Raw genomic sequence first — 25947 nt, 5'->3', positions numbered from 1 at the left:
AGACAAGTAGTCTTATTTAGACAGTTAAGATCTACTTAATTTTAGTAATAGAAAATGTCCAGAACCAGAAAATAAGAGCATAAACACCCCACCATTCAACAATATTATGATTAACTGTTGTCTGATCCATAAATACTGACCATATCGAAAAAGCTGCCGTTATCAAAATGGCAAATCTACGCAAAATAAGTGGTACTTTGTTTAGTCGATCTGAATACATATATTCGATAATTGTATACCAAACCTGACAAATACTCATTAGTACAAAGAACACAGCAACACCCTTTAGATGAACTTTCATAAGAGTCTGCTGACCATCAATGACTGAAGTCCCAACTATTAAGCCAATACAACCAACAGATGCTAAGAAAAGCATAACTTTACCTTGCTTAATTATTGATTTTTTATTATCACTTATTTGAACAAGCAACTGCGTGATAAAAAAGAAAATCACTGCCATAAGCGTAGCTGTTGGTATCAGTATAGCTTTGAGCATATACTTCTCATACGATGTAAATCCAGCATGCGTAATATCAGAACAACCAGAAATAAATGGATTACATAAAGTATTATTACCATCTGCAATAGATACAAGATATGTTACAAAAAACAAAACCGCTACAGATATTGTTGTCGCAGCGATTAATTTTCTTGGGTCAAGTTCAGCTTTCATTTTTAACCAAAACATTATTATAAATCTTATGCTAATAGTACCACTTGTTAATAGATATTTCTAATTTTAGCTCTTTTATTTTGTACTACAGATGTATGAAAAATTTAGGCTTTGTCACACATAATCAACAAAATAGATTAATATTTACCTTTTTCATATCTATGCTATAATTTGTGAGTTTCTTCTAAAAAAGTAAAATAACGAAAGGATTTAGTAAAATGCCATTTGTAGTTACTGAAAATTGTATCAAATGTAAATATGGTGACTGTGTAGAAGTATGTCCTGTTGACTGTTTCTATGAAGGTCCTAACATGTTAGTAATAAACCCAGACGAATGTATCGACTGTGCTCTTTGCGAGCCTGAGTGTCCTGTCGATGCTATCAAATCTAGTGATGATCTTACAGAGAGCCAAGAGCAAATGCTTGATCTTAACAGAGAGTTAGCTAGTATTTGGCCAAATATCGTCGAAAAATGTGATCCTTGTGAAGATGCTGATAACTGGGCATCTGTTCCAGATAAGTTAAAATATTTAGAAAAATAATCTTTCATTTTTATCTAAGAATCTTATCTTATTTTCTTCATAAGCTTATTTTTTTGTCGGCAGCTATTTGTAAAAAGTGTATAATGACACTAATAATTTTGAGCTTTTGTACAAACTGATAGTTAAATAAAACTACTAAAAATTTATGGAGAGTCTTTAAATGAAATCTTTTTTTAAAAAGATTTGGAATATTCTAATGTGGGCTAGGATGACTGCTTTCCAACTCTACTCATTTGCTGTTATTGGTGGTTGTAGTATCCTTATAAATATATTCGCTTTTTTTAATCTTCCTATTGCTTGGAGAATGGCTGTCTGCAAGGTTTGGACTTATCTTTATTGGATAGGGATGCTTGTTTTCTTACAAGTGTATATTCGTGTAAGTGGTCGTATTAACATCGACAAAGATTATCCTTGTATATATGTATCTAAACACCAATCAATGCTAGAGACATTTATGTTTTACGGCTTAATTGGTAAATGTCATTTTATTATGAAAAAAGAGCTTTTTGATGCTCCAATCTTTGGTACGGCGATGAAAAACCTGGGCAGTATCGCTATAGATAGAGATAAGCCAAGAGAGTCGTTAAAAAAAGTTGTTACAGATGGTAAACAAAGTCTAGCAGATGGAATCAATGTTGTAATTTTTCCAGAAGGTACGCGAGTTAATATTGGCGAATATCCAGAGTTTCAACGTTCTGCAATGAAACTAGCAGCTGATGCAAATACTTATATTATTCCTGTTGCTCATAATTTTGGGAGATTTTTCCCTAAAAAATGGGGACAGGTAATTAAGCCTGGTATTGCTAGAATGGATTTTGGTAAACGCATAGATCCTAGAGATTTTGACTCGAAGACTCTAACTACTTACTGTCATAAGGTAATAACGGAAAAAACAAAAGAGTTTAAAGGTTAAATAAGAGGTCAATCAGATGAAAAAAATTCTTCATCTACTATTACTAGCAAGAATGCAAGTCTTCAAGGTCTATGGATATATAGTTCTACTATTTTCTTGTTTGCTGATGAATACTGTTGGAGTATTAGGAGCATCATTAAAAGTTAGGCTATTTGTCTGTTGGATATGGTCTTGTTTGTATCGTCTAGGAACTTTGGTTATATTGCAAATATATGTAAAAGTTGAGGGCAAAGAAAATATCCCAGACTATCCTTGCATTTATGTTTCTAAGCACCAATCAATGTTGGAGACTTTTGTATTTTATGGTCTTGTACATGATTGCTGTTTTGTAATGAAACAAGAATTACTAGAAAAACCAATATTTGGTAAGACAAACATATTTGCTGAAGCTATCGGTGTAGATAGATCAAAAGGTCTTTCTGCAATCAAAAAAGTGCTTGAAGATGGCAAAGATAGAATAGAAAACAAAAACTTAAGTATTATAATCTTCCCAGAAGGTACAAGGGTTCCTGTTGGAGAGTATCCTAAGTTTCATCGTTCTGCAATGAAATTAGCCAAAGTATCAAATGTTCCAATAATACCTGTTGCTCATAACTTTGGAGTATATTTTGGACGTAAAAAAGGTGACTTTGTGAAGCCTGGTATCGCTAGAATGTCTTTTGGAAAACCTATTGATCCAAAAGATTACTCTGTCGCTGAGTTGACTGATCTTTGCTATGACATCATCAACGATAAAACTAAGTCTTATGGTGGTTAATCAAATATTTATTTGATACAAAACTCTGCAATAATCGGATTATGATCTGATATTTTTTTGCAATCTAAAACAGATGCTTTTTCAAGATTTAGACCTCTGTATAATACAAAATCTAAATGATTGCTCTGAAAAGATTTGACTAATTGAGGCTCATCTATAAAAGCTACTTTAAAACTAAATTCTCTACAGAAATCTTTGATTAACTTTACTCGTCTTCTATTCCAAGTATTAAAATCCCCTGCGATTATAATAGGATGCTTATACTTCTCTGGAGAGATATATTCTTTTATTTTCTCAAATTCATACTCATAAACTTTATTACTTTTGAAATTGATTGCATGGATATTCACAACAACAACTTTTGTGCCATCTATATTTAAATGTGTAATCAAAGAGGCTTTGTGAGTATTTATTACAGACTCTCGATGAGTTGTAAGTATTTTGACATTTTTTATCACTGGGAAATGACTAACTGTAGCTACCCCATAGTTATGTGAACGCAACACAATATTAGATGCAAAGTTTATATCAAATTTGTCGATAGGAAATTTAGTATCATGTTGATGTACCGCCTCTTGTAGACAAAAGATATCAATATTGTGATTAAAGTATGTGTGCCTGATATAGGCTTTGAATGTTTCTGTATCTTTATAGTCAATTTTGTATGAGTTCCAACTCATTAAGCAGAATTTTGTAGATTGATTTTTTTTTGAGTCTCTTTCAAACATTTAATCAACTAGAGCTGAATCATCATAATTTCATTATATATTAAAAATACTTATACAGTTAGATCAGTGAGGGTTTCTAGCTATAAACCTTAGAACTATATAACCACAAATTCCTGAGAGTAAAGAACCTACTATCACACCTACTTTGATTGCACTAAGAGTATAATTATCATCAAAAGCAAGTGTGCCGATAAATAAACTCATGGTAAAACCTATACCACATAAAAGACTTATACCATATATCTGAGAACTCGAAAAAGACTCTCCTAGCTTAAATAATTTCAGCTTCTTTGAAATAGCTAATATGGAGAAAATACCCAACTGTTTACCAACAAATAATCCCAATATAATACCTAATGTAATTGGCTCAAATATTATAGAAATACTCATCCCTGAGAAATTGATACCCGCATTAGCAAATGCAAATACAGGCAATATAAAATAGATAACCCAAGGATGAAGAGACTCCTCCATAAAATTAGCTGGAGAATCTTTGTCATTCTCTCTAAATGGAATACACAGAGCTGTTGTAAAACCTGCCAAAGTTGCATGAACTCCAGACTTAATCGTACAAAACCAAGCAAAGAAACCGAGAACTACATATACAGAGCTTCTATTAACCTTAAATACTCTATTACAAATAATCATTGCCAATATAAAAAGAGTCCCTAAAGATAGCGAAAGTAATGATAGCGACTTAGTATAAAATATCGCAATAATTACTATTGCAGCTATATCATCAAAAATAGCGATTGTAACAACCAATAGCTTTAGCTTCGCTGGGATTCTTGAACCAAGTAGAGCTAATATACCTAAAGTAAATGCTATATCTGTTGCAGAAGGTATTGCCCAACCTGTGATATTAGCATCATAGTTGATTGATAAATATATCAAGCTTGGAACTGCCAGTCCTGCAAGAGCTGCTATAGCCGGTATTATAATATTAGAAGGCTTTGATAATGCCCCTGAGATTATCTCTCTTTTGATTTCTAAACCGATATATAAAAAGTATATGGCCATCAAACCATCATTAATCCAATGCATTAAATTTTTGTCGATAACGAGATTTTCAATTCCTAGTTTGACATTGATTGTCTCAAGCATTCCATAGTAGATAGATAATGGTGAGTTATTTATAAGTATTGCAACAAAAGCTGCAGCGAAGAGAATTAACCCTCCGACTATCTCTTGATTATTTTGGTTTGCACTCATATTTATAGTATCTAAAAGATTTCAATAGTATTAATTATCTAATAGCTTGAGGTATAATTCTACTCATGCAAAAACTAATTTTTGTGCTCAATGATAAATAACATTCCCAAAGCTTGGTATGCTATAGCTCATATCAAAGAAATCAAATCCAAACCTATCAAACTAGAAAGACTCGGTAAAAATCTTGTTTTATGGAAAGATGCTGAGAAAATAATAGCTATGGAAAATCGCTGTCCTCATCGTGGTGCAGAATTGAGTTTAGGCAAAGTATGTGACGGAGCTATAGCTTGTCCCTTTCATGGCTTTAGTTTTGACACACAAGGCAACTGTATATACACACCAGAAACTCAAGGCGCTATCCCAAAACTACATGTTAAAAGCTATCCAACAAAAATTGTCGCTGACATGATTTGGATAAATGTTTTTGATGAAGAACTAGATAATAGCTACGCTTTTGAATTTGCACAAAAGCTATATAATGATTTTGCTGGTAAGTACTCTCTTTTGACTGACACATGGGATAACAACATCCGCCACTGTATCGAGAACCAACTTGATTATACTCACTTAGCTACTGTACATAGGAGATCTATCGGCAGAGGATACAAAATCCCTCAAGATATAAAACTAAATATAAGTGATGAATATATAGAAGCACTAAAAAACCAACGCTTAATGCTAAAGTACATCTTTCCTAACTTTTGGTTACTCAATAATGCTGATAAACTTAAAATTTGTGTTTATTTTGTGCCTATTAATGAGCATCAAACAAAGCTATATTTAGTAAATTATCGTAAGTTTTTGACTGGTAAAATCATCAAACCTATCGCAGATATAGTATTTAGTATCACCAATAAAATCATTCTTAATGAAGATAAAAGAGTTGTTAAAACCCAGAAATATGATGAAAAATACGATACTGATGATTTTCTATTACGTCATGACCAAATCATCAAAGAATTTAGAAAGATTTGGCATACTCGAGATTAAAATATTTCTCAAAAGTTTGTAAATACTATACAATCAAAAAACACTCTATTAACTTTATCTATGATTATGAAATACAGTCTACCTGTTAGAGTTCTACATAGCTTATTGGCTTTTTTGATAATAGCTCAGCTTATTTTGGGCTTCGGTTATGCTTATGATCTATTTGATTCAAAATGGATTATGACCTTGCATAAATCTTTTGGTTTAGTAATTTTCTTTGTGATACCTCTGTTGGTTGTTGCTAGGTTTTTTAGTATCAAACCGCCATATAACCCGCCACTACCATTACTACAATTAATCGTAGCTAAAATAGTGCATCTTGGCTTATATATTTCAGCTTTTGGTATGGCTTTTTCGGGAGTAGTTGGCTCGATGCTAATGGGCTATCCATGGAAGATATTCTTTGTGATACCATTCCCAGAGATCATAACTCCAAACTTTGAGTTAGGTAGCAAAATCTTTAGTTATCATTATATCTTTGCATCAGTTTTATTAGTGCTAGTGGTACTACATATAGCTGCTGCTCTACACCACCAGTTAATAGTAAAAGATAATATCTTAGCTAGAATGAAATAGTAACTAACAATACCAATCATATTCAAATTTGTTTAACAATACTTTAAAATCTTAACTGATAATACAAATCAAAGGAATAAAAATGAAAAAACTAACAATTGCTATCTCATCGATACTTTTATCAACAGCTGTATTTGCTGCTGATGCACCAACTACTACTGCAAGTAGTGCAAAAGCTGAGTCAAATGGCTTAGATATGAGCAAAGTCAGCTACCTGATAGGTAGAGGCGTAGGTGAGCAACTAAGCAAAGGAAAAATAACTATCGATCAAGCAAACTTCGACAAAGGTCTGCAAAGTGCGCTTGCTGGTCAAAAGTCTGAAATACCTGAAGCTAAGGCTCAGCAAATCATGCAAGCATTCCAAAAAGAAATGATGGAAAAGATGCAAAAAGCTCAAATTGAGGCAGCTACAAACAACCTTAAATTAGCTAATGACTTCCAACAAGCTATAGCTAAAGTTGACGGTATCAAAGAGGTCGATGGTAGCAAGGGTGTATATATCCAAGTTCTAAAACAAGGAGATGGTGCTCAACCTACTAAAAGTGATTCAGTAACTGTTAACTACAGAGGAACTACTCCTACTCAAGCTTATGCAGATGATAAAGAAGCTGCTATAAAAACTATCCAAGAAGGTAATCTAATTGGTGACCAGTTCGATAGCTCATACGATAGAGGCACACCTGCTACTTTCCCGCTATCAGGCGTAGTTAAGTGTTGGCAAGATGCTATTCCTCAAATGAAAGTTGGCGAAAAAGCTATAGTATACTGTGCTCCAGACACAGCTTATGGCACTAGTGGTAATGCTGCTATTGGACCAAATCAGCTACTTTCTTTCCAAGTTGAACTTTTAAAAGTTAACTCTTAAACAGAAATATATCTTAACTATTTTTCTACCTACTTTTCTTCAAGTCTTCGATTTAGTTATATAGAGCATTTTAGAAATATCTATTTTTATAAAGAAGTTACTATCAACCTAAATGAAATAAGATTAGAAACGTTATATACTAAGCAACTAAATAATTATTTCTTAATACCGAAAACAATATGTTACAAAAAAATCAACGTAAAGCACTATTACTATCAAGTTTAGGCGGTATGCTTGAGTTTTATGATTTTATTATCTACGCTCTACTTGCTAGTTATATTTCTAAGCTTTTCTTTCCTATCCAGTCAGCAATTACATCTTTATTAATCGCATTCAGTGCTTATGCTGTTGGCTATCTAGCTAGACCTTTTGGTGGCATTATTTTTGGTCATTTTGGTGATAAATATGGCAGGAAAAAGACTTTTACAATCTCTATTTTGATTATGGCATTATCAACATTTTTGATTGGTATATTGCCTACTTATAATAGTATTGGGATTATGGCACCTATATTGTTAGTACTATGCAGAATAGCTCAAGGAATATCTGTCGGTGGCGAGATACCCGGTGCTATCACTTATGTTGGCGAAGCTGTCCCTGAGAAGCGTGGTTTTATGACTGCGGTGATTTTTGGATTCTTGATACTTGGTGTTGCTATAGGATTTATAGTTGAAAGTTTGCTATTGGAGTTCTTCACAAGTCAGAGTATGCTTACCTATGGTTGGCGCATACCTTTTATATTAGGTGGTCTGTTTGGGCTTGTTGCATACTATCTTAGACGTCAGCTTATTGATATCAAAGAGTTTAATCCTTTTGTGAATGAAGAGTTTTCTCTACCGATTACAAAGATGCTTCTAACTCATCGCTGGAACTTGATCTATTCAACAATTATTGTGTCATTTGGAGCTCTTTGTTTTGTGACACTATTTTTGTTACTACCGGCATATTTTAGTACTATTCTAAATCTTCACTTAGATAACTTCACATGGATTAATAGTCTTGGTGTGATTATTATTTCTATCCTTTGTGTAGCTGTTGGTCTATTTGCTGATAAAGTTAGTAGAAATTTGATTTTGTTAATTAGTATATTGGCTACCTGTGCTTTTAGCTTTGTCATTTATACTACATACACATCACATCAAAATTTCTATTTTATTGCTATAGTTCTTAGTGCTATTTTGGTAGCTCTTTGTTGGGGCAATATACCTGCGATGTTGATTGATTTGTTTAAGCAAGATGTTCGCTATACTGGCATAGGTTTTGCATATAATCTAGGATTTGCTGTCTTTGGTGGTCTGACACCTATGCTTGTAATCAGCACTATCAAATTCTCAAATAATAATTTAGCTCCGGCATATATACTAACAGCTGGTGCGATAATCACTCTTATAGCTATGATTATAAACTCTTTAATCCAAAGAAGAGCTACTGCAAAAGTTTAGCTCAAGGCATCGAAACTATACTAAAACAGTATAATTTATAATTCAACAAAAATTAATCATCCTTAGGTCAGCAGATACTTACAGCTTATATTTTGGTATAATATAAGTATAGTCACGTAGTTTTGGATTCGTCCTTATGCACGAGTTTTCATTGTGTCAAAGTGTCATAAGTATCGCTAAGAAAGCAGCTGAAAATAACTCTAAAAAAGTATCTAAAGTGGTTGTCAAAATCGGTAATTTAGCTGGTGTGGATATTGAATCTTTTGAGTTTTGGTTCCCAGTAGCTGCAAAAGATAGTGTCTTAGAACAAGCAAGGCTAGAAATAATACATGAGCAAGCTATAGCAAAATGCAAAGCTTGTGAACATGAATTTGAATTAACCAGATTATATGAGCAATGCCCAAACTGTGGTAGTTTTGAGAAAGATATTCTCAAAGGTAAAGATATGCTCGTAGAATCTATAGTTTTTAATTAAGGAGTAAATTATGTGTACAACTTGCGGATGTGGAACAGATAGCAATCATCATCACCATCATCATGGTCATGAAGGCGACGCTGTAAAGTTAGAAAAAGCAATCTTAGAAGCAAATGATCAATATGCCGAGCAAAATAGGGATGTATTAGCTAAGGATAATAATATTGCCCTAAACTTTGTATCAAGTCCTGGTTCTGGTAAGACATCTCTACTTGAGAGAACTATCAAAGAGCTTGGTGGTAGTCACCCTATCGTAGTTGTTGAGGGCGATCAACACACAGATCTAGATGCTGAGAGAATCCGTAAAGCAGGTGCAAAAGCTTATCAGATAAATACTGGTAAAGCTTGCCATCTAGATGCTCACATGGTTGGTCATGCTTTTGAACACTTAGGTGAAATCAAAGATGGTTTTGTGATGATTGAGAATGTTGGTAACTTAATATGTCCAGCAATGTTTGATCTTGGTGAGAAGCATCGTGTAGCTGTTATCTCAACGACTGAAGGAGCTGATAAACCACTTAAATATCCTGATATGTTTTATTATGCTGATGTAGTTGTTATCAATAAGATTGATCTATCTCCTTATGTAGATTTTGATATCCAAGAATGTATCGCTAATATTAAAAAAATTCGTTCAGATGTGAAAATATTTGAGCTATCTGTAAAAACTGGTGCTGGTTTTGATAGCTGGTTGGATTGGTTGAGAGGATTGAAGAAATAGGATAAATGTATCTCTAACAATTTCATAAAAAAATAAGGTTTTAAAATAATGTTAAAATTTTTTAAATCATTATTCTTAACTAATAAAATGCATTCACATGATATACAAAAATATATTAAAAGGCTTCAAAACATTAGTAACTCATACAGTGAATATGCAAGCAATATTAACGATAGTAATAAGTATAAGATGATTAATGAAATCGAATCTATTGAGAGTAAAATAAAAGATATTGAAGATATAGATTTATATTATAACCTTGCTATTGCTTACAGAAACTATTCTGCTTGGTATATAAGGGGGAATAACAGAAAATTTTTTTTAGAGAAAAGTATAGAATTTCTAGAAAAATCTTCCCCGGACAACATTAACTCTTTCGCTGAACTAGGGAGAATATTGATAGATGAAAAATTAGTAAGAGATCTTCCTCGAGGTATAAACATTCTTAAAGAATTAAGTCAAAAAAACAAACTGCCAGACTACTTAAACTCAGTACTGTCAAAAGCAGAAAGGCAAAATAATAATTTGAAAGAAAATGAGACTTTCTCATTATTAAGGATCGCTAAAGATCCATCGCCAGCAGTATTTCGTGAAGAAAGAAAACGGTTTAGAGCTTTAATAACTAAACAAAAAAAAGAAGGTAGAATAGAAGATTTAAAATCTACTTTAAACAATTACTACAAATTGGGATTACTTGTTAAATTATGTTATAGAAACCATGATTGCAATTCTGGTGTTGTAGGCCATCAATATGAGAATGCAAAAGTTATTGCAATCAAAAACTATAAAACAATAAAAGACACGTACGATAAAAACGGTCGTATTAAAGATTCTTTATTTATATCTGAGAATGACTGGAAAATTTTCACAAAATTTTTATCAAAAAAATAGAATACGATACAAGGCAAGAAAACAATGAAAACACTAGAACAAGGACAATTAGCTCCAAACTTTAAATTAGAAAATCAAAATAACGAAGAAGTATCATTAAGCGACTTTAAAGGTAAAAAGAATGTCTTAATTTACTTCTATCCAAAAGCAATGACTCCAGGTTGTACTACTCAATCTATCGGTCTAAGCAGTATTAGTGACAAACTAGCTAAGCTTGACACTGTAGTTCTTGGTATCAGTCCAGATGCGCCAAAACGCCTCAAGAAATTTGAAGAAAGAGATAACCTAACAATACAACTTCTAAGTGATGAAGATCACAAAGTCGCTGAACAATTTGGTGTCTGGGGCGAGAAGAAGTTTATGGGTAAAGTATATGATGGCATCCATAGAATTAGCTTCTTTATAGACAAAGACGGCAAGATCAATCATGTCTTTAATAAGTTTAAAACTAAAGATCACCACGAAGTTGTATTAGAGTATATTGAGAATTATAAAAATTCATAATTTTCATTCCCCTTTGGTACGAAGGGGTGGCAGTCGAAGACTGACGGGGTAGTTTTAAAAGGTATGACTAACAATTTTTATGTAGTGACAGATCATTGATCTGTCAGCTGTTTGCCATAACTATAATAAGACAGCACACTGTGCCGTCACTACAACAAATTTTTAAAAATATAGCTGGTGATATAAAAGGAAAAAATGCAAAAGATCTTAACAAAAATTCTCGTCAATGGTATAGTCCAAGGGGTTGGATTCCGCCCTTTTATCTATTGCCTTGCAAAAGATTTAGATTTGTGCGGCTCGGTGCAAAATACTCCTAATGGTGTTGAGATAATTCTGCAATGTGATGAATCTACCGTAGATAGTTTCATAAATGATATGCAGGCAAAACTGCCTCCTCTAGCTAGTATAGAAACTATCCAAAAAACTATTTATCAAACTGAAAGTGAATTTACAGATTTCAGCATTCTAGAAACTCAACAGGGTAGCTCTGCAACTAAAATTCCTGCTGACACAGCTATTTGTGACCTATGTTTAGATGATATTTTTAACCCACAAAGTCGTTACTATCTATATCCATATACTAGCTGTACTCATTGTGGTCCGCGTTTTAGTACGATACAAAACCTACCTTATGATAGAGATAAAACTACATATAAAGATTTTCCACTCTGTGATGGCTGTTACAATAGCTACACAAACCCATTAGACAGACATTATCACGCTCAAACTGTTGCATGCTCTAAATGTGGACCAAAATTATCACACTCTTTTGCAGAAATATCTCAGGCTATCAGGGCTGGTAAAATTATCGTAATTAAAAGTCAAAATGGTTTTAAGTTAGTCGTAGATGCTACAAATACCGAGGCGGTCGAAAAACTGCGTAGAAGAAAACATCGCCCAAATAAACCATTTGCTTTAATGGCTCTAAACACTCAAAGCATACAAGAGCATTTCGCAACAGTTACTACACAGCAAGACGAGCTTCTAAACACGACTATCAGACCTATCGTTTTAGTTGAAAGACATTCTACTAGTACTATCAGCTCATCTATTGCACCACGCATAAATCAGCTTGGTTTTATGTTACCAACAACTGGCTCTGATTATATCCTTTTTTATCATCTATTAAATCAACCTACTGGCTCTAGCTGGCTTAATGAAACCCATGATTTAGCTTTGATAGTTACTAGTGCAAATATCTCTGGTGAAAGCATCATTGCTAATAATGATGAAGCTCACGAAAAGCTCAAAGATATAGCTGATCTTATAGTTACAGATAATCGTGATATTGCGATAAAAAGTGATGATAGTGTTTTTCATACTGTGATAGATAAAAATCTACCTATTAGAAGATCTCGAGGACTTGTACCGCAATCAATCCAACTATCAGAAACCCTACCAAATATACTAGCGACTGGTACATTTTTAAAGAATACTTTTTGTTTTATCAAAGATAATCAAGCCTTTGTATCGCAACATATAGGAGATATGGATAGCCAAGCTAATATAGAGTTTTTTGAGCAGTCTCTAGAGCATTTCCAAAAGATGTTTGGGCTTAAATTTGATGGTATTGCTTGTGATTTACATCCTGATATTTATACTACGCATTTTGCGCAAAAGTTTGATCTACCAATTTATCAGATTCAACATCATCAAGCCCACCTAGCAGCTGTAATTGCTGAGCATAATTTACAAGGTCATGCTATAGGTTTGGTACTAGACGGTTTTGGTTTAGGAGAAGATGGTATAGCTAGAGGTGGCGAACTTTATCATTGTGATATTGATAATTTAGAATTTAACCGCATTGGTGAGCTAGATCCTATCGAATATATAGGCGGTGACAAAGTAGCAAAAGAGCCTTGGCGAATGGCTCTTGCAGTATGCCATAAATACGATCTTGAGATACCAAATCATCTCAAAGAGTTTCCGCAAGCTGAAAGTCTAATCAAGCTTTTACAAAATGACTCTTTACCTAAAGGTAAAACTACTAGTATGGGTAGACTCTTTGATGCTGTTTCTAGCTTATTAAATATTTGCCATATCAACACTTACGAGGCTCAAGCCGCTATAGAATTAGAGTCTTTAGCTGATATTTCAAACAGTCAATATGATACCAAATCGGTATCATTTAAAACTAATTTAAATTTAAAAAAACTACTAAAAAGCATAATAAAATGCGATAATATAAGTGTTGCTAGTAACTTATGGCACAGTACTTTGGCTTATGCTCTAGCGCAGTGGATTAGTAACTCAGCCCAACTTCGAAATATTAAGAATATAATACTAAGTGGCGGTTGTTTCCAAAATAAGCTACTACTAACAGAGACTTACCGTCAACTTAAAGAAATGGATTTCAATATTTATATATCAGAGAAAGTTCCTCTAAATGATGGTGGTGTAAGCCTTGGACAAGCTTGGCTTGGTGCCAAAAAATATAAAAAAGGTGAGTAAAATGTGCTTAGCAATACCCGCAGAAATTGTAGAAATCAAAGAAGATAATCAAGCAATTGTTAATGTTGGCGGTGTAAAAAAAAATATCTCTCTAGCACTACTAAGAGATGAAGTTCTTATAGGTGATTTTGTCATAATCCATGTTGGTTTTGCATTAAGTAAACTAGATAAAGAAATGGCTCATCAGACTCTAGAGGATCTAAAAAGTATAATATAAAAGGGGTAATGTAATGGATTACATACAAGAATTTAGGGCCCCGAAAGTTGCAAAAAGTCTTTTACAACAAATCGCTAAAGAAGTTGACCCTAATAGACAATATAACCTAATGGAATTTTGTGGTGGGCATACACATGCACTACATCGTTATGGGATACCTAGTCTTTTGCCAGAAAATGTCAAAATGATACATGGTCCAGGCTGTCCAGTTTGTGTACTACCAATCAAGAGAGTCGATCAGGCAATATTTTTGGCATCACAAAAAGATGTAATATTCTGTAGCTATGCAGATATGATTCGCGTACCAGGATCTCATCAAGATAGTCTAATCAAAGCCAAAGCACGCGGTGCTGATGTACGGATGATTTACTCAGTAGAAGATGCTTTGAAACTTGCTGAAGAAAATCCTAATAAAAAGATTATATTCTTTGCTATCGGGTTTGAGACAACTACTCCCCCAACTGCTGTTGCTATACAACTCGCGATAGCTAAGAAATTAGATAATTTTCTAATATTTTGTAACCATGTACTTACACCAGTAGCTATGCAAGCAATCTTATCTGAGGATGTTAAGATTGATGGCTTTTTAGGCCCATCTCATGTCAGTGTTATCATTGGTAGTAATGCTTACGATAAAGTCACAAAAGAATACGAAAAACCAATGGTTGTAGCAGGTTTCGAGCCTTTGGATGTACTGCAATCTATACTAATGGTTATCAAGATGATTAACGCTGGCAAAATAGGTGTAGAAAATCAATATACAAGAGCTGTAGTACCAAATGGTAATCAACTTGCTCAAGATTTAATCACTCAATATCTAACTATCAGAGATACTTTTGAGTGGCGTGGACTTGGATATATTCCAAACAGTGCTTTAGAGATAAAAGATGAGTACGCAAAATTTGATGCTGAAATATACTATCAAATCCCCGAGGTGCAAGGGCTAGAGCATAAGCAATGTGCTTGCCCTGATATTCTAAGAGGTCTTAAAGAGCCAAAAGATTGTAAATTATTTGGTGTTGTATGTACTCCAGAGCAACCTATGGGAGCTTGTATGGTTTCATCAGAAGGTGCCTGTGCTGCACACTATCAATACGGAGACTAAAATGGCTGTGAAATTAAATATCAAAAACGGTGTAGTCGATCTAGCAATGGGAGCTGGTGGTAAGGCTATGCATCATTTAATCGAGCAGATGATTAAAAAAAGTTTTGATAGTCAATATCTAGCTCAAGCAGAAGATCAAGCCGTATTACCACAAATAAATGGCAAAATTGCCATGACAACAGATAGTTATGTTATCACGCCATATTTCTTTAGGGGGGGCAATATCGGCAGTCTTGCAATTCACGGTACAGTTAATGATCTAGTAGTTGGTGGCGCTAAACCCTTATATATATCTGTAGGACTTATTTTGGAAGAGGGTCTACCTCTTAGAGATTTAAAAGTAATCCTAGATTCTATGGCTGAAGCTGCCAAAAAAGCTAATGTCCAAATCGTAACAGGAGATACTAAGGTTGTCGAAAAAGGTAAAGGTGATGGCATCTTTATCAATACAACTGGAGTTGGAGTTATCCGTGATGATTTTGTCACTAGAGATACTCTTGAAGATGGTGATGAGATTATCATCAATGGCACTCTTGGGGATCATGGTGTAGCTGTAATGTCACAACGAACAGGTCTTGATTTTGAATGTCAAATTCTAAGCGATGCAACATCTTTAGACAACTTAGTTGATTCAATTTATGACAATAAATGTCAAATAAAAACAATGCGTGATCCTACTCGAGGCGGAGTTGGTGCAACCCTAAATGAATGGGCTAACCAATACAATGTAGCTATCGAGATAGATGAAGCAAATCTTCCGGTGTCTAGAGAAGTTCAATCAGCATGTGAGCTTTTAGGTCTAGATCCATTGTATATCGCCAATGAAGGCAAAGTTTTAATCGCTTGTAAGCCTAGTCAGACTCAAAAGGTTCTAGACTGCTTAAGGGGTCATCCATTAGGAGAAAATGCCCAAGTGATAGCAACCGTAAGAAAAAGCGAGCAATCTCAAGTCTTTATGAAAACCACTTTTGGTGGCAAAAGACGTGTGGATTGGTTAAGTGGTGAGCAATTACCAAGAATATGTTAAGGAGAGTAATATGAGTCAGTTTTATTTCTTAAAACATGATGACCTAGATAGAATGATTTCTTACTTCTCAGGGCAAGGCTATGAAGTTATGGCGCCGGCAGTTAGAGATAAATCTATTGTTTATGACAATATAAACAATGCAAGCGAGTTGCCATGGGGATATATAGATATACAAGAACCAGCAAAATATGAAGTCATCAAAACAGATGCAAAAAAAGCTTTTGGCTGGAGTGTACCTGTTCAGTCTGTTAAACCAATGCTTTTTGAAGAGAAAGAAACTCTATGGAAAGTCTCTCGTGATGAGAATGGCAGGTTAGCATTCAATCAAAGTTTGAACAACAAAAAGTATGCTGTACTAGGTGTTAGACCTTGCGATCTAAGAGCTATTGAGATTCAAGATAGAGTGTTTGTTGAAAATGCTTATCAAGATGTTCGTTATAAAGCTAGAAGAGAAGCTATGTTTATCGTAGCCGCTAATTGTACTACAGCTCACAGTAACTGTTTTTGTATAGCTCTAGGTGATAAGCCAGAAGGTGATAAAGGTTTTGATCTAGCGATGACAGAGATTGATCATGGTTTTGTAATCGAGACAGGTAGTGATAAAGGTAGACAAACAATATTAGCTCTACAACTAGATCCTGCAACAGGTGCACAAACATATCAAGCTGAACAAAAGATAAAAGCTGTATATGCTATGCAAGAGAAAACTCTACCACCAATAGCTCAAGTAGAAAAAGCTCTAACAAGCTCTTATGACCATCCGCAATGGGATGATGTTGCAGAGAGATGTCTATCTTGTGGTAGCTGTACTCAATCATGTCCTACTTGTTTCTGCCATACAGAAAAAGAAGAGCCAAGTTTAGACGGCAAAGAAAGTGAACATACGCGTGAATGGGATTCATGCTTTGGTTTAGATCATAGTTATACTCATGGCGAGCTATACCGTGAAGAACCAAAACATAGATACCGCCAATGGCTAACACACAAGTTTGGTACTTGGAGGGAACAGTTCAAAACTAAAGGTTGTGTTGGTTGTGGTCGTTGTATCACATGGTGTCCTGTAAAAATTGATGTTACAGAAGAAATTAACGCTATTTGTGAGGAGAAATAATTATGATATACCCACAAGATGCTTATTTACCGCATGAAGCAGAGATAGTTGAATTTATCAAAGATGCTGATGATATTTTTACCTTGCGTTTACGCTTTGTAGATGAAGAGTTACGCAAAAATTATAAATTCCACCCAGGTCAGTTTAATATGCTGTACTTATATGGTGTTGGTGAAGTTGCAATATCTATTGTTAATGATAGAAATTTTGCTGATGATATGTTTGAGCATACAATCCAAGTAGTTGGTCGTATAACTAAGGGTATGGACAAACTAAAAACTGGTGAAACTATAGGTGTTAGAGGTCCGTTTGGTAGCTCTTGGCCTGTAGAACAAGCTAAAGGTAAAGATGTTGTAATTATGACTGGTGGTCTTGGTAATGCTCCTCTAGTTGCTGCAACAGAAGAAATCCTAAAAGATAGAGATGCTTTTGGTAAAGTATATGTTGTACAAGGTATTCGTGATACTTCTGGACTTATCTATCAAGATAAATACACTCGTTGGAACAACCAACCAAATACACAAGTACTTTTAGCAGCTACAGCTGGTGAGCCTCATGGTCCATGGAAATGGTATGATGGTTTTGTAACTGCAGCGATTCCGGATCTTAATATTGATCACAAAAATACGGTAGTTATGACTGTTGGTCCTGAGATTATGATGAAAAATGTTGCTAAAGAGTTTGCTAAGGTTGGCGTACCAGAAGAGCAAATTTTTGTCAGCTTAGAGCGTAGCATGAAGTGTGCTATCGGACATTGCGGTCATTGCCAAATGGGCAAAGAGTTTGTCTGTAAAGATGGTGCTGTATATGCTTATCCAGCTGTTAAAAAACTATTAGAAATAAAAGGAGTATAGTTATGTCAGCTCAAGATAAATTAAAAAATTTAGCTCCTAGACCAAAAATTGCCGTGCATAAGTTCAGCTCATGTGATGGTTGCCAACTAGCTCTAATCAATGATGCTGTATCATTACTTACATTAGCTGAAATGGTTGATATTGTTCACTTTGCAGAAGCTGGTCCTCTAGATGAGTTTGCTGATGTTGATATTGCATTTATCGAAGGCAGTGTAAACACTCATCATGATATTCCACGCTTACAAAAAATCAGAGAAAAAGCAAAATATGTAATCGCAATAGGTGCTTGTGCCGTGGCTGGTGGTATTCAAGCTCTAAGAAACTATACAAATGCTGCCGAGCTCCTAGAATGGCAAAAAGCTGTATATCCTCAGGATACAGATGTAATTATCAAAGAAGATTTATCTACAGCAAAAGCTATCAAAGAGTATGTAAATGTTGATTTTGAAATCTCTGGTTGTCCTATAACTACGGAGCAAATACTCAAAGCTATCCGCCAGCTACTATTTGGTGTAGAGCCTGAGAAAGTTGTTGATCCAGTTTGTACAAGCTGTAAGCATGCTAGTGTTACTTGTGTAATGGTTGCAAAAGATGAGCCATGCTTGGGTCCTGTAACAGCAGATGGTTGCGGTGCAATCTGTCCAAAACTTGGACGTGGTTGTTATGGTTGTTTTGGTGCATCAAAATATGCCAATCTAGGTGCAATGACAACTAGATTAAAAGAACTTGGTTTATCAGACAAACAAATCCAAGATAAATATAGATTTATCAGTAGCCAAGATGAAGTATTTAAAAAGGCTGGAGTATAATTATGAGTAGAGAAACAGTTATTGAAGTGCCTATTTTAGCCCGTGTTGAAGGTGAAGGTGCTTTAGATTTAAGAATTAAAGATGGCAAAATAGATAAGTGTGAATTAAGAATCTATGAGCCACCGCGTTATTTTGAAAAATTCCTCGAAGGTAGAGAGCCAAATGCAATTATAGATGCAGTAGCGCGTATCTGTGGTATCTGCCCTCTTGCATATCAAGCAGGCTTCTCAAGAGCTTATGATAGTGCTTTTGATATCACTAGAACTCAGTGGATAGATGATATGCGTCTATTGATGTTTTTGGGAGAGTGGATTGAGTCACATTATCTACATGTACATTTATTAGCGGCACCTGACTTCTTAGGTTATAGATCAGCTATCGAGATGGCAAAAGATTACCCTAAAGAGGTTGTGCGCGGTGTTAAATTACAACATTTAGGTAATGATATACTTAAACTACTAGGTGGTAGATCTGTCCATCCTAATGGTATGAAAGTTGGTGGCTTCTACAAAGCTCCTTTGGTCAAAGAAGTTCATGCACTGATTCCTAAGCTAAAAGATGCCCTAAAAGAAGCTAAAGATGTGGTTGAGTGGGTGTCTACACTATCATTCCCAGATACTACTATTCCGTTTAAGATGGTTAGCTTATCACATCCTACTGAATATCCTGTATTTGGTGATGATGTGATTACTAGTGATGGTGAGAAATTCCATATTAGTGAGTATGATGATCATTTCAGAGAGTTCCATGCTCCACAATCTACAGCGCTACACTCTACCACTGTTGATGGTCAGCCAATACTTTTAGGTCCTCTGCCAAGAATCAACCTAAACTTCGACAAACTACCTAAGCATATCCAAGAAATGGCACATGCTACAGGTGTTAAATGGCCAAGTAAAAATATGTTCCATTCTGTTGTAGCTAGAGCTATTGAGGGCTACTGGGCTATCGAAAGAGCATTACAAGTATGTGAAAACTACTCATATACAGATACTCCATGTGTTGACTATACTGTCAAAGCTGCCGATGCTTGGGGTGCTGTAGAAGCTCCGCGTGGTATTCAGATAGATCATATAAAGGTTAATGATCAAGGTTTAGCTGAGAAAATAAGAATATCAGCACCTACATCACAAAACTTACCTTGTATTGAGGCTGATCTGCGTATAGCTTTAGAAAACTTTGGTTTAGATAAACCAGAAGATGATATAAGACTACATGCTGAGATGGTTATTCGTAACTATGATCCTTGTATATCTTGTTCTGCACATTTCTTAACATTGAATATTGATAGAGATTAAACACAATCAATCATCCTATGACACATATTTTTTTAATTTAGCTATAAATTTCTAATTTCAAAAACAAAATTAGTTAAAATAAGTAGCGAAATATTAACTATGTTCATAATTTAAGGAACTAATATGAGAAAAAATATAACTATTTTCTCTGTACTACTCTTAGCACTACTACTATTTCTAGCAACCCAAGATCTCAAAATGCTTAGTATGATTGGCATTGCCTTTATGCTAGGTCTTAGACATGGTTTTGATGCTGATCATATTGTAGCTATAGATAATGTAACTAGACAATTAATAACTCAAAATAGAGCTAGTTTCAAGACTGGTTTATTTTTTGCGTTAGGTCATTCTACAATAGTTTTTCTACTTACTTTACTTATAGTTATCGGCTTTAGTTTTGCAAGTATTGAGAAAACTAGTGCTTTGGATATTGGTGCATTTTTTGGAACTATTGTATCAGCTGTATTTTTGCTACTAACAGGGACTATGAGTCTTCTCTCTCTAAAGAAAATGCTCAAAAATAAAACTAGTATGGCTCACGATCATACATCAAATTCTGTATTGGCAAAACTTTTTAGACCTATAATCAAAGTTATAGATAGACCATATAAAATGTATTTTGTAGGCTTTTTATTTGGTTTAGGCTTTGATACCGCGACTGAGATAGCTCTATTGGGCATGGCTGCTGCTAATGTGCTAAATGGTTTATCTATTTGGTATATTATGTTGCTACCTATCTCATTTGCTCTAGGGATGATTATAGTTGACTCTATAGATGCTGGATTAATGTCAAAAGTTCTAAGCTTTAACTCAAAAGAGCAGAGATTTTATCGTTATAACATTATAATACTATGTATTGTGATAGTAGCTGCTTATATCGTTGCTTTAGTTGAATTGTTAGGCTTATTAAATACAAATATAGCTACAATTAATCTAGTTACAGACTTTGTTGATGATTATTCATCTACTATTGGCTTAAGCTTAGTAGCTATTTTCTCTGTATTTTTTGTGTTTAAGTTTGTAAATGTATACTCAAAAAGAAAAATAAAATAATACCTTACTGGACAGCATAATGTGCTACCCCTACAGAATTTTATTTATCATAAAAGGTAAAAAATGAAGCAAAAAACTCTAATTCTTGGTATAGGATCACCTTTTGCAGATGATCAATTTGGTTGGTTTGTAGCCGATAAACTAGCTGAAGTTGTAAGAGAAAAAAATATTCAAAATATCACTGTAGAAAGTGCTGATAGACCAGGTTTAAATCTACTAACATTTCTAGATAGTGGATATGACAAAATTATCCTTATAGATGCTGTATATGCCAAAGTTACACCAGGTACAGAGTTTTACTTCAAAGCAAAAGACATACTTAGCTTTGGTGGTTTTCTATCCTCACATAGCGTTGGAGTCGCGCCATCTTTAGCATTAGCTAATGCTATAGGGATGGATATTAATAATGTTGAGTTTTATGGTATAGAGGGTCAAAGAATCTTTGAAAAAGATGAAATACTCTCTGATGTTGTAAGAGATTCTATAGAGTCAATGTCTAAAAAAATTGTAAATAATCTAGATTTATAGATTTTATCTCTATTTATGTGAGTTACCCTCTATCAGATCTGCAGGTAATTTAACAGTCATATAAATTGCTCCACCCAAAGCAAGGCCTATTGCTGCAAATGGAGCTACAAAGATATTAACTATATCACTATCTCCAGAATGATGCTCGCCATTGTATAAGATAGCTTGAGACTTTGAAGCTCCTTCAAACAAACCAACAAAAGAACCAATTGGAGCTGTTGCCAATAAAGCTACATCAGTAATTGGAGTCACTATATAGTCATTTAAAAAACCTTTACTTTCTACTTTTGAGGTATTAGAAGGAGCATTTATCGGATCATTACTACTATCTGTATCAGCAAAACTATAGTTTAGTAGAAAGATAAAAAAGCATATATAAAATACTATTTTTTTTATCATAAACATCTCCAGTGAAGCTATTTATTAATAATTAATAATTAAGATTTTACTTTAATATTATTTAGATAAATAGTGAAATAGAAAAAATTAATCAACCGAAATTCGCTTATATTTGATCTTAGTGATAGCATCATATTTATCACCAAGACGGCGCTTTTTGTCTTCGATATAAGCATCGTAGTTACCTTCAAACCAAACTACTTCACTATTACCCTCAAAAGCAAGCATGTGTGTAGCAATACGATTTAAGAACCATCTATCATGCGAAATAACCATAATACAACCTGGGAATGCTAATATAGCTTCTTCAAGCGCTCTTAAAGTCTCGACATCAAGATCGTTTGTCGGTTCATCTAGTAGAATAACATTACCACCACTTCTAAGTAGCTTCGCAAGATGAACACGGTTTCTCTCTCCACCTGATAACTGAGAAATATATTTCTGCTGATCTGCACCTTTGAAGTTAAATCTACCTACATATTGGCGTGATGGAATAGTGAATTTACCAACTGTAATTACATCTAGACCATCTGCAATTTCTTCCCAAACAGTTTTGTTGTCATCTAGAGCATCACGAGATTGATCTACATAAGCTAGATTTACAGTTTCACCGATATTTATCTCACCAGAATCAGGAGTTTCTTTACCAGTTAGCATCTTAAAGAATGTCGATTTACCAGCTCCGTTAGCACCGATGATACCAACAATCGAACCTGGATATACATCCATCTCAAGACCATCTACAAGAAGCTTGTCATCAAATGATTTAACAAGATCTTTGACTTTGATGACATTGTTACCTAGTCTTTCTCCAGGTGGTATATATAGCTCTTGAGTCTCATTACGCTTTTGGAACTCTTGAGAGCTTAACTCATCAAATTTTGCTAATCTTGCTTTTGATTTAGCTTGACGACCTTTGGCATTTTGACGTACCCACTCTAGCTCTTCTTTAAGCGCTTTTTGATGTGAAGATTCACGTTTCTCTTCCATCTCTAGGCGTTTTTGCTTTTGCTCAAGCCATTGTGAATAGTTACCTTTAAATGGTATACCTTCTCCTCTATCAAGCTCAAGAATCCACTCAGCAACATTATCCAAGAAGTATCTATCATGGGTAATAGCTACAACTGTACCTTTGTACTCAGCTAGGAACTTCTCTAACCATGCTACAGATTCAGCATCTAAGTGGTTAGTAGGCTCATCTAGAAGTAGGATATCAGGAGCAGATAATAAAAGTTTACATAAAGCAACACGACGAGCCTCACCACCAGATAGTTTAGTAACATCAGTGTCCCATGGTGGCAAACGTAGAGCTTCTGCAGCAACCTCTAGCTTACGATCAATCTCCCAAGCTCCAGCCGCATCGATAGCATTTTGTAAGTCTCCTTGTTCTTCTAGAAGCTTAGCCATTTCATCATCTGACATTGGCTCACAAAATTTCATACTAATTTCATCAAATCTAGTAATCATATCTTTTAAGTGACTTAATGCTTCTTCAACATTACCTCTTACATCTTTTGTTTCATCTAGCTTTGGTTCTTGTGGTAGATAACCAATTTTGACACCTTTACGCGGAGCTGCCTCCCCAATAATCTCAGTATCAAGACCTGCCATAATTCTAAGTAGTGTTGATTTACCAGAACCGTTAAGACCTAGTACCCCAATCTTTGCACCATCAAAAAATGATAGTGAAATATCTTTAAGGATATATTTGTTAGGTGGCACAACTTTGCCGACCCTATGCATTGAGTATATATATTTTTCAGCCATGCAAATTATTTTTGAAAATTTAAGATAAACAGATTATAGCAGATGATTAAAATAGTTTCTTTTATAAAGCAAAAATGACTTATTTTTTTGTTTTTTACAAAACCATATTCGCTATAGTTTAGTTATTTTCATGATATTATCTTACGAACAATTTGATCTAATTATTGCATATTAGGTTCCTTTTTTTAAACTTTGAAATTAGAGATAAAAAAATGAAAGACTTACAACTAAAAACTATTTTTCTTTGTTCTTTAGGCATGGTTCTAGAATATTTTGATTTTATAATCTATCTGAGCTTTTCTGAAGTAATCGGAGCTCATTTACTTCATAGTTCTAACTCACAAATTATCATACTTTTAATATTTGCTTTAGGTTTTGTTACAAGACCTATTGGCGGTATTATTTTTGGACAAATTGGTGATAGAGTTGGACGCAAAAAAGTATTGGTAGCTGCTGTACTTTTGATGACAATTGGCACATTAGGTATTGGTCTTATACCTGATGCTTCAGTCATAGGAATATATGCTGGTTTACTATTACTTACTTTTCGTATTATGCAAGGTCTTTCTGCTGGTGGAGAGGTCAATAGTGCATTTACATATCTAAACGAAACTATCATTACTAACAAAATATATCCTATCGCAGCAATAATGATCTCTGCAGCTATAGGTGTAATGCTTGCTAAACTACTAACGATAATACTTAATTTTATTTTCCCTGAGAATTATGCTTGGAGAATTGCTTTTATACTTGGTTCTACGCTAGGAATTGTTACTTTTTATATAAGAAAAGAGCTGCATGAGAGTCCTCTTTTTACACAATTATTACAAACTAATCAACTGACAAAAAATCCAATTATTGAGCTATTCAAACATTACAAAATGCCGTTATTAGGTTGTTTTTTGATGACTGCTAATGTTATGTCTTGTATTACATTGTTCTATTATGCTTTACCAAGCTATTTAACAAATCTATCTAGTTATAGCTCTAACAGTATGCTCAAGATTAGTATTATAGGCTTACTTATGATGTGTTTATTTGGCTTACTATCAGCATTACTAATAAAGAAAGATAGCATTCCAAAATTGGATAATTGGTTCTTAGTTTTATCATCAATATTATCTATCTGGTTATGCTATGCTTTTATTCATAATTCACACTATATGGTTGCATATTTAGTCTATAGTATTTTTTTTAGTGCTTATATTATGATTGCTCAATATAGATGTATTAATGCTCTACCTGTCAAAGTAAGACTAGTTGGTATGGGAATTGGTTATGGTTTAGGTTCTGCTGTTTTCGTTGGATTTATGCCTCTTATAACACAGACTCTGATTTTAGAGTACCATACACTTTATATACCTGCTTTTATTGCTATTATTACAGCAGTATTATCTTTAGTAGGTTCTCTTATTCTAAATATAACTTCCCATACTAAAAAAATAAAAATATAAAAAAAAGTATAAGGAGTAAGAGTACTGTAATAAATGTGATACAAAAGCTTTTAATTGTAAATAAAGGCTTTGGATTAGGATTTAACTCTCGTAATCTTTTACGATACTCTTCATCAGACTCACCAACTTTTCTTTTATTAGGGTTTAAATCATAATTTTCATTAATAGAATCTGGGATTCTTGGAAAATTACCCAATGGAATATATATGTTAATAATAGGTAAAAAAATTAGAAACAAAATACCTAAAATAATAAATAAAGCCGTCATGACACATCTAATTATTTTTCATATCCAATATATTCGACAGAATCATTAGCTACTTCAAACTTAAATATCACTAATCTAAATCTAAAAAGAAACATACCCTCAGTGATATTATCTTCTTTTACTCTTCTAATAATCTCTTCTTCTAGAGATTCATTTGTATATCTACATAAATCAAAGATACTTGTAAAGTCAGTATATAATTTTTCAAAGTTTACAGTTTTCATAGCTACCTACTTGGTAATATTTGTATAATTTCAAATATACATTATGAAGAATATTATCTCTATAAAAATCCTCAAAGTTAATTTGTCAAACTT

Annotated in this window: 28 protein-coding genes; 22 read left to right on the top strand and 6 right to left on the bottom strand. The window is 34.0% G+C overall.

Annotation, left to right across the window (positions count from 1 at the left end):
* Positions 1-31 precede the first annotated feature (31 nt).
* Entirely contained in the window at positions 32-673 is a 642-nt protein-coding gene (locus FTPG_RS02670; RefSeq protein WP_035722226.1) for a Frag1/DRAM/Sfk1 family protein, read from the bottom strand.
* 218 nt (positions 674-891) lie between these two features.
* On the opposite strand from FTPG_RS02670, the gene fdxA reads away from it, so the two are divergent.
* From fdxA to FTPG_RS02655, 3 genes are all read left to right on the top strand, one after another.
* Positions 892-1215: a ferredoxin FdxA gene (gene fdxA / locus FTPG_RS02665; protein ID WP_004286881.1), complete on the top strand. Its 324-nt coding sequence runs from the start codon at positions 892-894 to the stop codon at positions 1213-1215.
* A 160-nt stretch (positions 1216-1375) separates the two neighbouring features.
* Entirely contained in the window at positions 1376-2128 is a 753-nt protein-coding gene (locus FTPG_RS02660; RefSeq protein ID WP_004286880.1) for a lysophospholipid acyltransferase family protein, read from the top strand.
* 16 nt (positions 2129-2144) lie between these two features.
* Complete coding sequence (locus tag FTPG_RS02655; RefSeq protein WP_004286879.1) at positions 2145-2885, top strand: lysophospholipid acyltransferase family protein; 741 nt, start codon at positions 2145-2147, stop codon at positions 2883-2885.
* Between the two features lie 8 nt (positions 2886-2893).
* Here FTPG_RS02655 and FTPG_RS02650 read toward each other — a convergent pair whose 3' ends face one another.
* Together FTPG_RS02650 and nhaA are read right to left on the bottom strand one after the other, a co-directional pair.
* Complete coding sequence (locus tag FTPG_RS02650) at positions 2894-3613, bottom strand: endonuclease/exonuclease/phosphatase family protein (protein WP_004286878.1); 720 nt, start codon at positions 3611-3613, stop codon at positions 2894-2896.
* A gap of 63 nt (positions 3614-3676) precedes the next feature.
* Positions 3677-4825, bottom strand: coding sequence for a Na+/H+ antiporter NhaA (gene nhaA / locus FTPG_RS02645; protein ID WP_004286877.1), 1149 nt, complete (start codon positions 4823-4825; stop codon positions 3677-3679).
* A 93-nt stretch (positions 4826-4918) separates the two neighbouring features.
* Between nhaA and FTPG_RS02640 the strand changes: the two genes are divergently transcribed.
* From FTPG_RS02640 to FTPG_RS02555, 18 genes are all read left to right on the top strand, one after another.
* The gene (locus tag FTPG_RS02640; protein ID WP_035722224.1) at positions 4919-5815 is read left to right on the top strand and encodes an aromatic ring-hydroxylating oxygenase subunit alpha; all 897 of its coding nucleotides are present in this window, start codon (positions 4919-4921) and stop codon (positions 5813-5815) included.
* Positions 5816-5875: 60 nt separating this feature from the next.
* A complete protein-coding gene (locus FTPG_RS02635; RefSeq protein ID WP_004286875.1) occupies positions 5876-6391 on the top strand; it encodes a cytochrome b in 516 nt (171 codons plus the stop codon).
* Positions 6392-6473: 82 nt separating this feature from the next.
* Positions 6474-7256 (top strand): FKBP-type peptidyl-prolyl cis-trans isomerase, encoded by a 783-nt coding sequence (locus FTPG_RS02630; protein ID WP_035722165.1) that lies wholly within the window; start codon positions 6474-6476, stop codon positions 7254-7256.
* Positions 7257-7435: 179 nt separating this feature from the next.
* A complete protein-coding gene (locus FTPG_RS02625) occupies positions 7436-8698 on the top strand; it encodes an MFS transporter (protein ID WP_004286873.1) in 1263 nt (420 codons plus the stop codon).
* 136 nt (positions 8699-8834) lie between these two features.
* Complete coding sequence (gene hypA / locus FTPG_RS02620; protein ID WP_004286872.1) at positions 8835-9173, top strand: hydrogenase maturation nickel metallochaperone HypA; 339 nt, start codon at positions 8835-8837, stop codon at positions 9171-9173.
* Positions 9174-9183: 10 nt separating this feature from the next.
* A complete protein-coding gene (gene hypB, locus FTPG_RS02615) occupies positions 9184-9894 on the top strand; it encodes a hydrogenase nickel incorporation protein HypB (protein WP_004286871.1) in 711 nt (236 codons plus the stop codon).
* 48 nt (positions 9895-9942) lie between these two features.
* Positions 9943-10785 carry a hypothetical protein gene (locus FTPG_RS02610; RefSeq protein ID WP_004286870.1) on the top strand — a complete coding sequence of 281 codons (843 nt, stop codon included), beginning with the start codon at positions 9943-9945 and terminating at the stop codon, positions 10783-10785.
* Positions 10786-10809: 24 nt separating this feature from the next.
* Complete coding sequence (gene bcp / locus FTPG_RS02605) at positions 10810-11289, top strand: thioredoxin-dependent thiol peroxidase (RefSeq protein WP_004286868.1); 480 nt, start codon at positions 10810-10812, stop codon at positions 11287-11289.
* A 195-nt stretch (positions 11290-11484) separates the two neighbouring features.
* Complete coding sequence (gene hypF / locus FTPG_RS02600) at positions 11485-13740, top strand: carbamoyltransferase HypF (RefSeq protein ID WP_004286867.1); 2256 nt, start codon at positions 11485-11487, stop codon at positions 13738-13740.
* A 1-nt stretch (position 13741) separates the two neighbouring features.
* Complete coding sequence (locus FTPG_RS02595) at positions 13742-13957, top strand: HypC/HybG/HupF family hydrogenase formation chaperone (RefSeq protein WP_012280238.1); 216 nt, start codon at positions 13742-13744, stop codon at positions 13955-13957.
* Between the two features lie 13 nt (positions 13958-13970).
* Positions 13971-15062, top strand: coding sequence for a hydrogenase formation protein HypD (gene hypD, locus FTPG_RS02590; RefSeq protein ID WP_004286863.1), 1092 nt, complete (start codon positions 13971-13973; stop codon positions 15060-15062).
* Between the two features lies 1 nt (position 15063).
* A complete protein-coding gene (gene hypE, locus FTPG_RS02585; protein ID WP_035722162.1) occupies positions 15064-16089 on the top strand; it encodes a hydrogenase expression/formation protein HypE in 1026 nt (341 codons plus the stop codon).
* A gap of 10 nt (positions 16090-16099) precedes the next feature.
* Positions 16100-17200, top strand: coding sequence for a 4Fe-4S dicluster domain-containing protein (locus tag FTPG_RS02580; protein ID WP_035722160.1), 1101 nt, complete (start codon positions 16100-16102; stop codon positions 17198-17200).
* A 2-nt stretch (positions 17201-17202) separates the two neighbouring features.
* Positions 17203-18054 (top strand): FAD/NAD(P)-binding protein, encoded by an 852-nt coding sequence (locus tag FTPG_RS02575; RefSeq protein WP_004286858.1) that lies wholly within the window; start codon positions 17203-17205, stop codon positions 18052-18054.
* Positions 18055-18056: 2 nt separating this feature from the next.
* Positions 18057-18863, top strand: coding sequence for an NADH-quinone oxidoreductase subunit B family protein (locus FTPG_RS02570; RefSeq protein ID WP_004286857.1), 807 nt, complete (start codon positions 18057-18059; stop codon positions 18861-18863).
* Between the two features lie 2 nt (positions 18864-18865).
* Entirely contained in the window at positions 18866-20161 is a 1296-nt protein-coding gene (locus tag FTPG_RS02565) for a Ni/Fe hydrogenase subunit alpha (RefSeq protein WP_004286855.1), read from the top strand.
* Between the two features lie 123 nt (positions 20162-20284).
* A complete protein-coding gene (locus FTPG_RS02560) occupies positions 20285-21214 on the top strand; it encodes a HoxN/HupN/NixA family nickel/cobalt transporter (protein WP_004286854.1) in 930 nt (309 codons plus the stop codon).
* Between the two features lie 63 nt (positions 21215-21277).
* Positions 21278-21742, top strand: coding sequence for a hydrogenase maturation protease (locus FTPG_RS02555; RefSeq protein ID WP_004286853.1), 465 nt, complete (start codon positions 21278-21280; stop codon positions 21740-21742).
* A 9-nt stretch (positions 21743-21751) separates the two neighbouring features.
* On the opposite strand, the gene FTPG_RS02550 is transcribed toward FTPG_RS02555, so the two are convergent.
* Positions 21752-22141: a hypothetical protein gene (locus tag FTPG_RS02550; RefSeq protein ID WP_004286852.1), complete on the bottom strand. Its 390-nt coding sequence runs from the start codon at positions 22139-22141 to the stop codon at positions 21752-21754.
* 87 nt (positions 22142-22228) lie between these two features.
* Positions 22229-23908 carry an energy-dependent translational throttle protein EttA gene (gene ettA, locus FTPG_RS02545; RefSeq protein WP_004286851.1) on the bottom strand — a complete coding sequence of 560 codons (1680 nt, stop codon included), beginning with the start codon at positions 23906-23908 and terminating at the stop codon, positions 22229-22231.
* A gap of 212 nt (positions 23909-24120) precedes the next feature.
* Here ettA and FTPG_RS02540 point away from each other — a divergent pair, with 212 nt between their 5' ends.
* Positions 24121-25362 carry an MFS transporter gene (locus tag FTPG_RS02540; RefSeq protein WP_035722158.1) on the top strand — a complete coding sequence of 414 codons (1242 nt, stop codon included), beginning with the start codon at positions 24121-24123 and terminating at the stop codon, positions 25360-25362.
* A 279-nt stretch (positions 25363-25641) separates the two neighbouring features.
* Here FTPG_RS02540 and FTPG_RS02530 read toward each other — a convergent pair whose 3' ends face one another.
* The gene (locus FTPG_RS02530; protein ID WP_004286848.1) at positions 25642-25854 is read right to left on the bottom strand and encodes a hypothetical protein; all 213 of its coding nucleotides are present in this window, start codon (positions 25852-25854) and stop codon (positions 25642-25644) included.
* Positions 25855-25947: the final 93 nt, after the last annotated feature.

This window comes from Francisella philomiragia subsp. philomiragia ATCC 25015 (genome assembly GCF_000156715.1).
Taxonomy (GTDB): Bacteria; Pseudomonadota; Gammaproteobacteria; order Francisellales; family Francisellaceae; genus Francisella; species Francisella philomiragia.
Note: the sequence above shows the minus strand (reverse complement) of the source record. Positions and strands in the feature narration are given on the sequence as shown.

Coding starts and splice junctions, on each gene's coding strand:
- FTPG_RS02670 (WP_035722226.1), bottom strand. CDS start 673: ATGAAAGCTGAACTTGACCCAAGAAAATTAATCGCTGCGACAACAATA.
- fdxA (WP_004286881.1), top strand. CDS start 892: ATGCCATTTGTAGTTACTGAAAATTGTATCAAATGTAAATATGGTGAC.
- FTPG_RS02660 (WP_004286880.1), top strand. CDS start 1,376: ATGAAATCTTTTTTTAAAAAGATTTGGAATATTCTAATGTGGGCTAGG.
- FTPG_RS02655 (WP_004286879.1), top strand. CDS start 2,145: ATGAAAAAAATTCTTCATCTACTATTACTAGCAAGAATGCAAGTCTTC.
- FTPG_RS02650 (WP_004286878.1), bottom strand. CDS start 3,613: ATGTTTGAAAGAGACTCAAAAAAAAATCAATCTACAAAATTCTGCTTA.
- nhaA (WP_004286877.1), bottom strand. CDS start 4,825: ATGAGTGCAAACCAAAATAATCAAGAGATAGTCGGAGGGTTAATTCTC.
- FTPG_RS02635 (WP_004286875.1), top strand. CDS start 5,876: ATGATTATGAAATACAGTCTACCTGTTAGAGTTCTACATAGCTTATTG.
- FTPG_RS02630 (WP_035722165.1), top strand. CDS start 6,474: ATGAAAAAACTAACAATTGCTATCTCATCGATACTTTTATCAACAGCT.
- FTPG_RS02625 (WP_004286873.1), top strand. CDS start 7,436: ATGTTACAAAAAAATCAACGTAAAGCACTATTACTATCAAGTTTAGGC.
- hypA (WP_004286872.1), top strand. CDS start 8,835: ATGCACGAGTTTTCATTGTGTCAAAGTGTCATAAGTATCGCTAAGAAA.
- hypB (WP_004286871.1), top strand. CDS start 9,184: ATGTGTACAACTTGCGGATGTGGAACAGATAGCAATCATCATCACCAT.
- FTPG_RS02610 (WP_004286870.1), top strand. CDS start 9,943: ATGTTAAAATTTTTTAAATCATTATTCTTAACTAATAAAATGCATTCA.
- bcp (WP_004286868.1), top strand. CDS start 10,810: ATGAAAACACTAGAACAAGGACAATTAGCTCCAAACTTTAAATTAGAA.
- hypF (WP_004286867.1), top strand. CDS start 11,485: ATGCAAAAGATCTTAACAAAAATTCTCGTCAATGGTATAGTCCAAGGG.
- FTPG_RS02595 (WP_012280238.1), top strand. CDS start 13,742: ATGTGCTTAGCAATACCCGCAGAAATTGTAGAAATCAAAGAAGATAAT.
- hypD (WP_004286863.1), top strand. CDS start 13,971: ATGGATTACATACAAGAATTTAGGGCCCCGAAAGTTGCAAAAAGTCTT.
- hypE (WP_035722162.1), top strand. CDS start 15,064: ATGGCTGTGAAATTAAATATCAAAAACGGTGTAGTCGATCTAGCAATG.
- FTPG_RS02580 (WP_035722160.1), top strand. CDS start 16,100: ATGAGTCAGTTTTATTTCTTAAAACATGATGACCTAGATAGAATGATT.
- FTPG_RS02575 (WP_004286858.1), top strand. CDS start 17,203: ATGATATACCCACAAGATGCTTATTTACCGCATGAAGCAGAGATAGTT.
- FTPG_RS02570 (WP_004286857.1), top strand. CDS start 18,057: ATGTCAGCTCAAGATAAATTAAAAAATTTAGCTCCTAGACCAAAAATT.
- FTPG_RS02565 (WP_004286855.1), top strand. CDS start 18,866: ATGAGTAGAGAAACAGTTATTGAAGTGCCTATTTTAGCCCGTGTTGAA.
- FTPG_RS02560 (WP_004286854.1), top strand. CDS start 20,285: ATGAGAAAAAATATAACTATTTTCTCTGTACTACTCTTAGCACTACTA.
- FTPG_RS02555 (WP_004286853.1), top strand. CDS start 21,278: ATGAAGCAAAAAACTCTAATTCTTGGTATAGGATCACCTTTTGCAGAT.
- FTPG_RS02550 (WP_004286852.1), bottom strand. CDS start 22,141: ATGATAAAAAAAATAGTATTTTATATATGCTTTTTTATCTTTCTACTA.
- ettA (WP_004286851.1), bottom strand. CDS start 23,908: ATGGCTGAAAAATATATATACTCAATGCATAGGGTCGGCAAAGTTGTG.
- FTPG_RS02540 (WP_035722158.1), top strand. CDS start 24,121: ATGAAAGACTTACAACTAAAAACTATTTTTCTTTGTTCTTTAGGCATG.
- FTPG_RS02530 (WP_004286848.1), bottom strand. CDS start 25,854: ATGAAAACTGTAAACTTTGAAAAATTATATACTGACTTTACAAGTATC.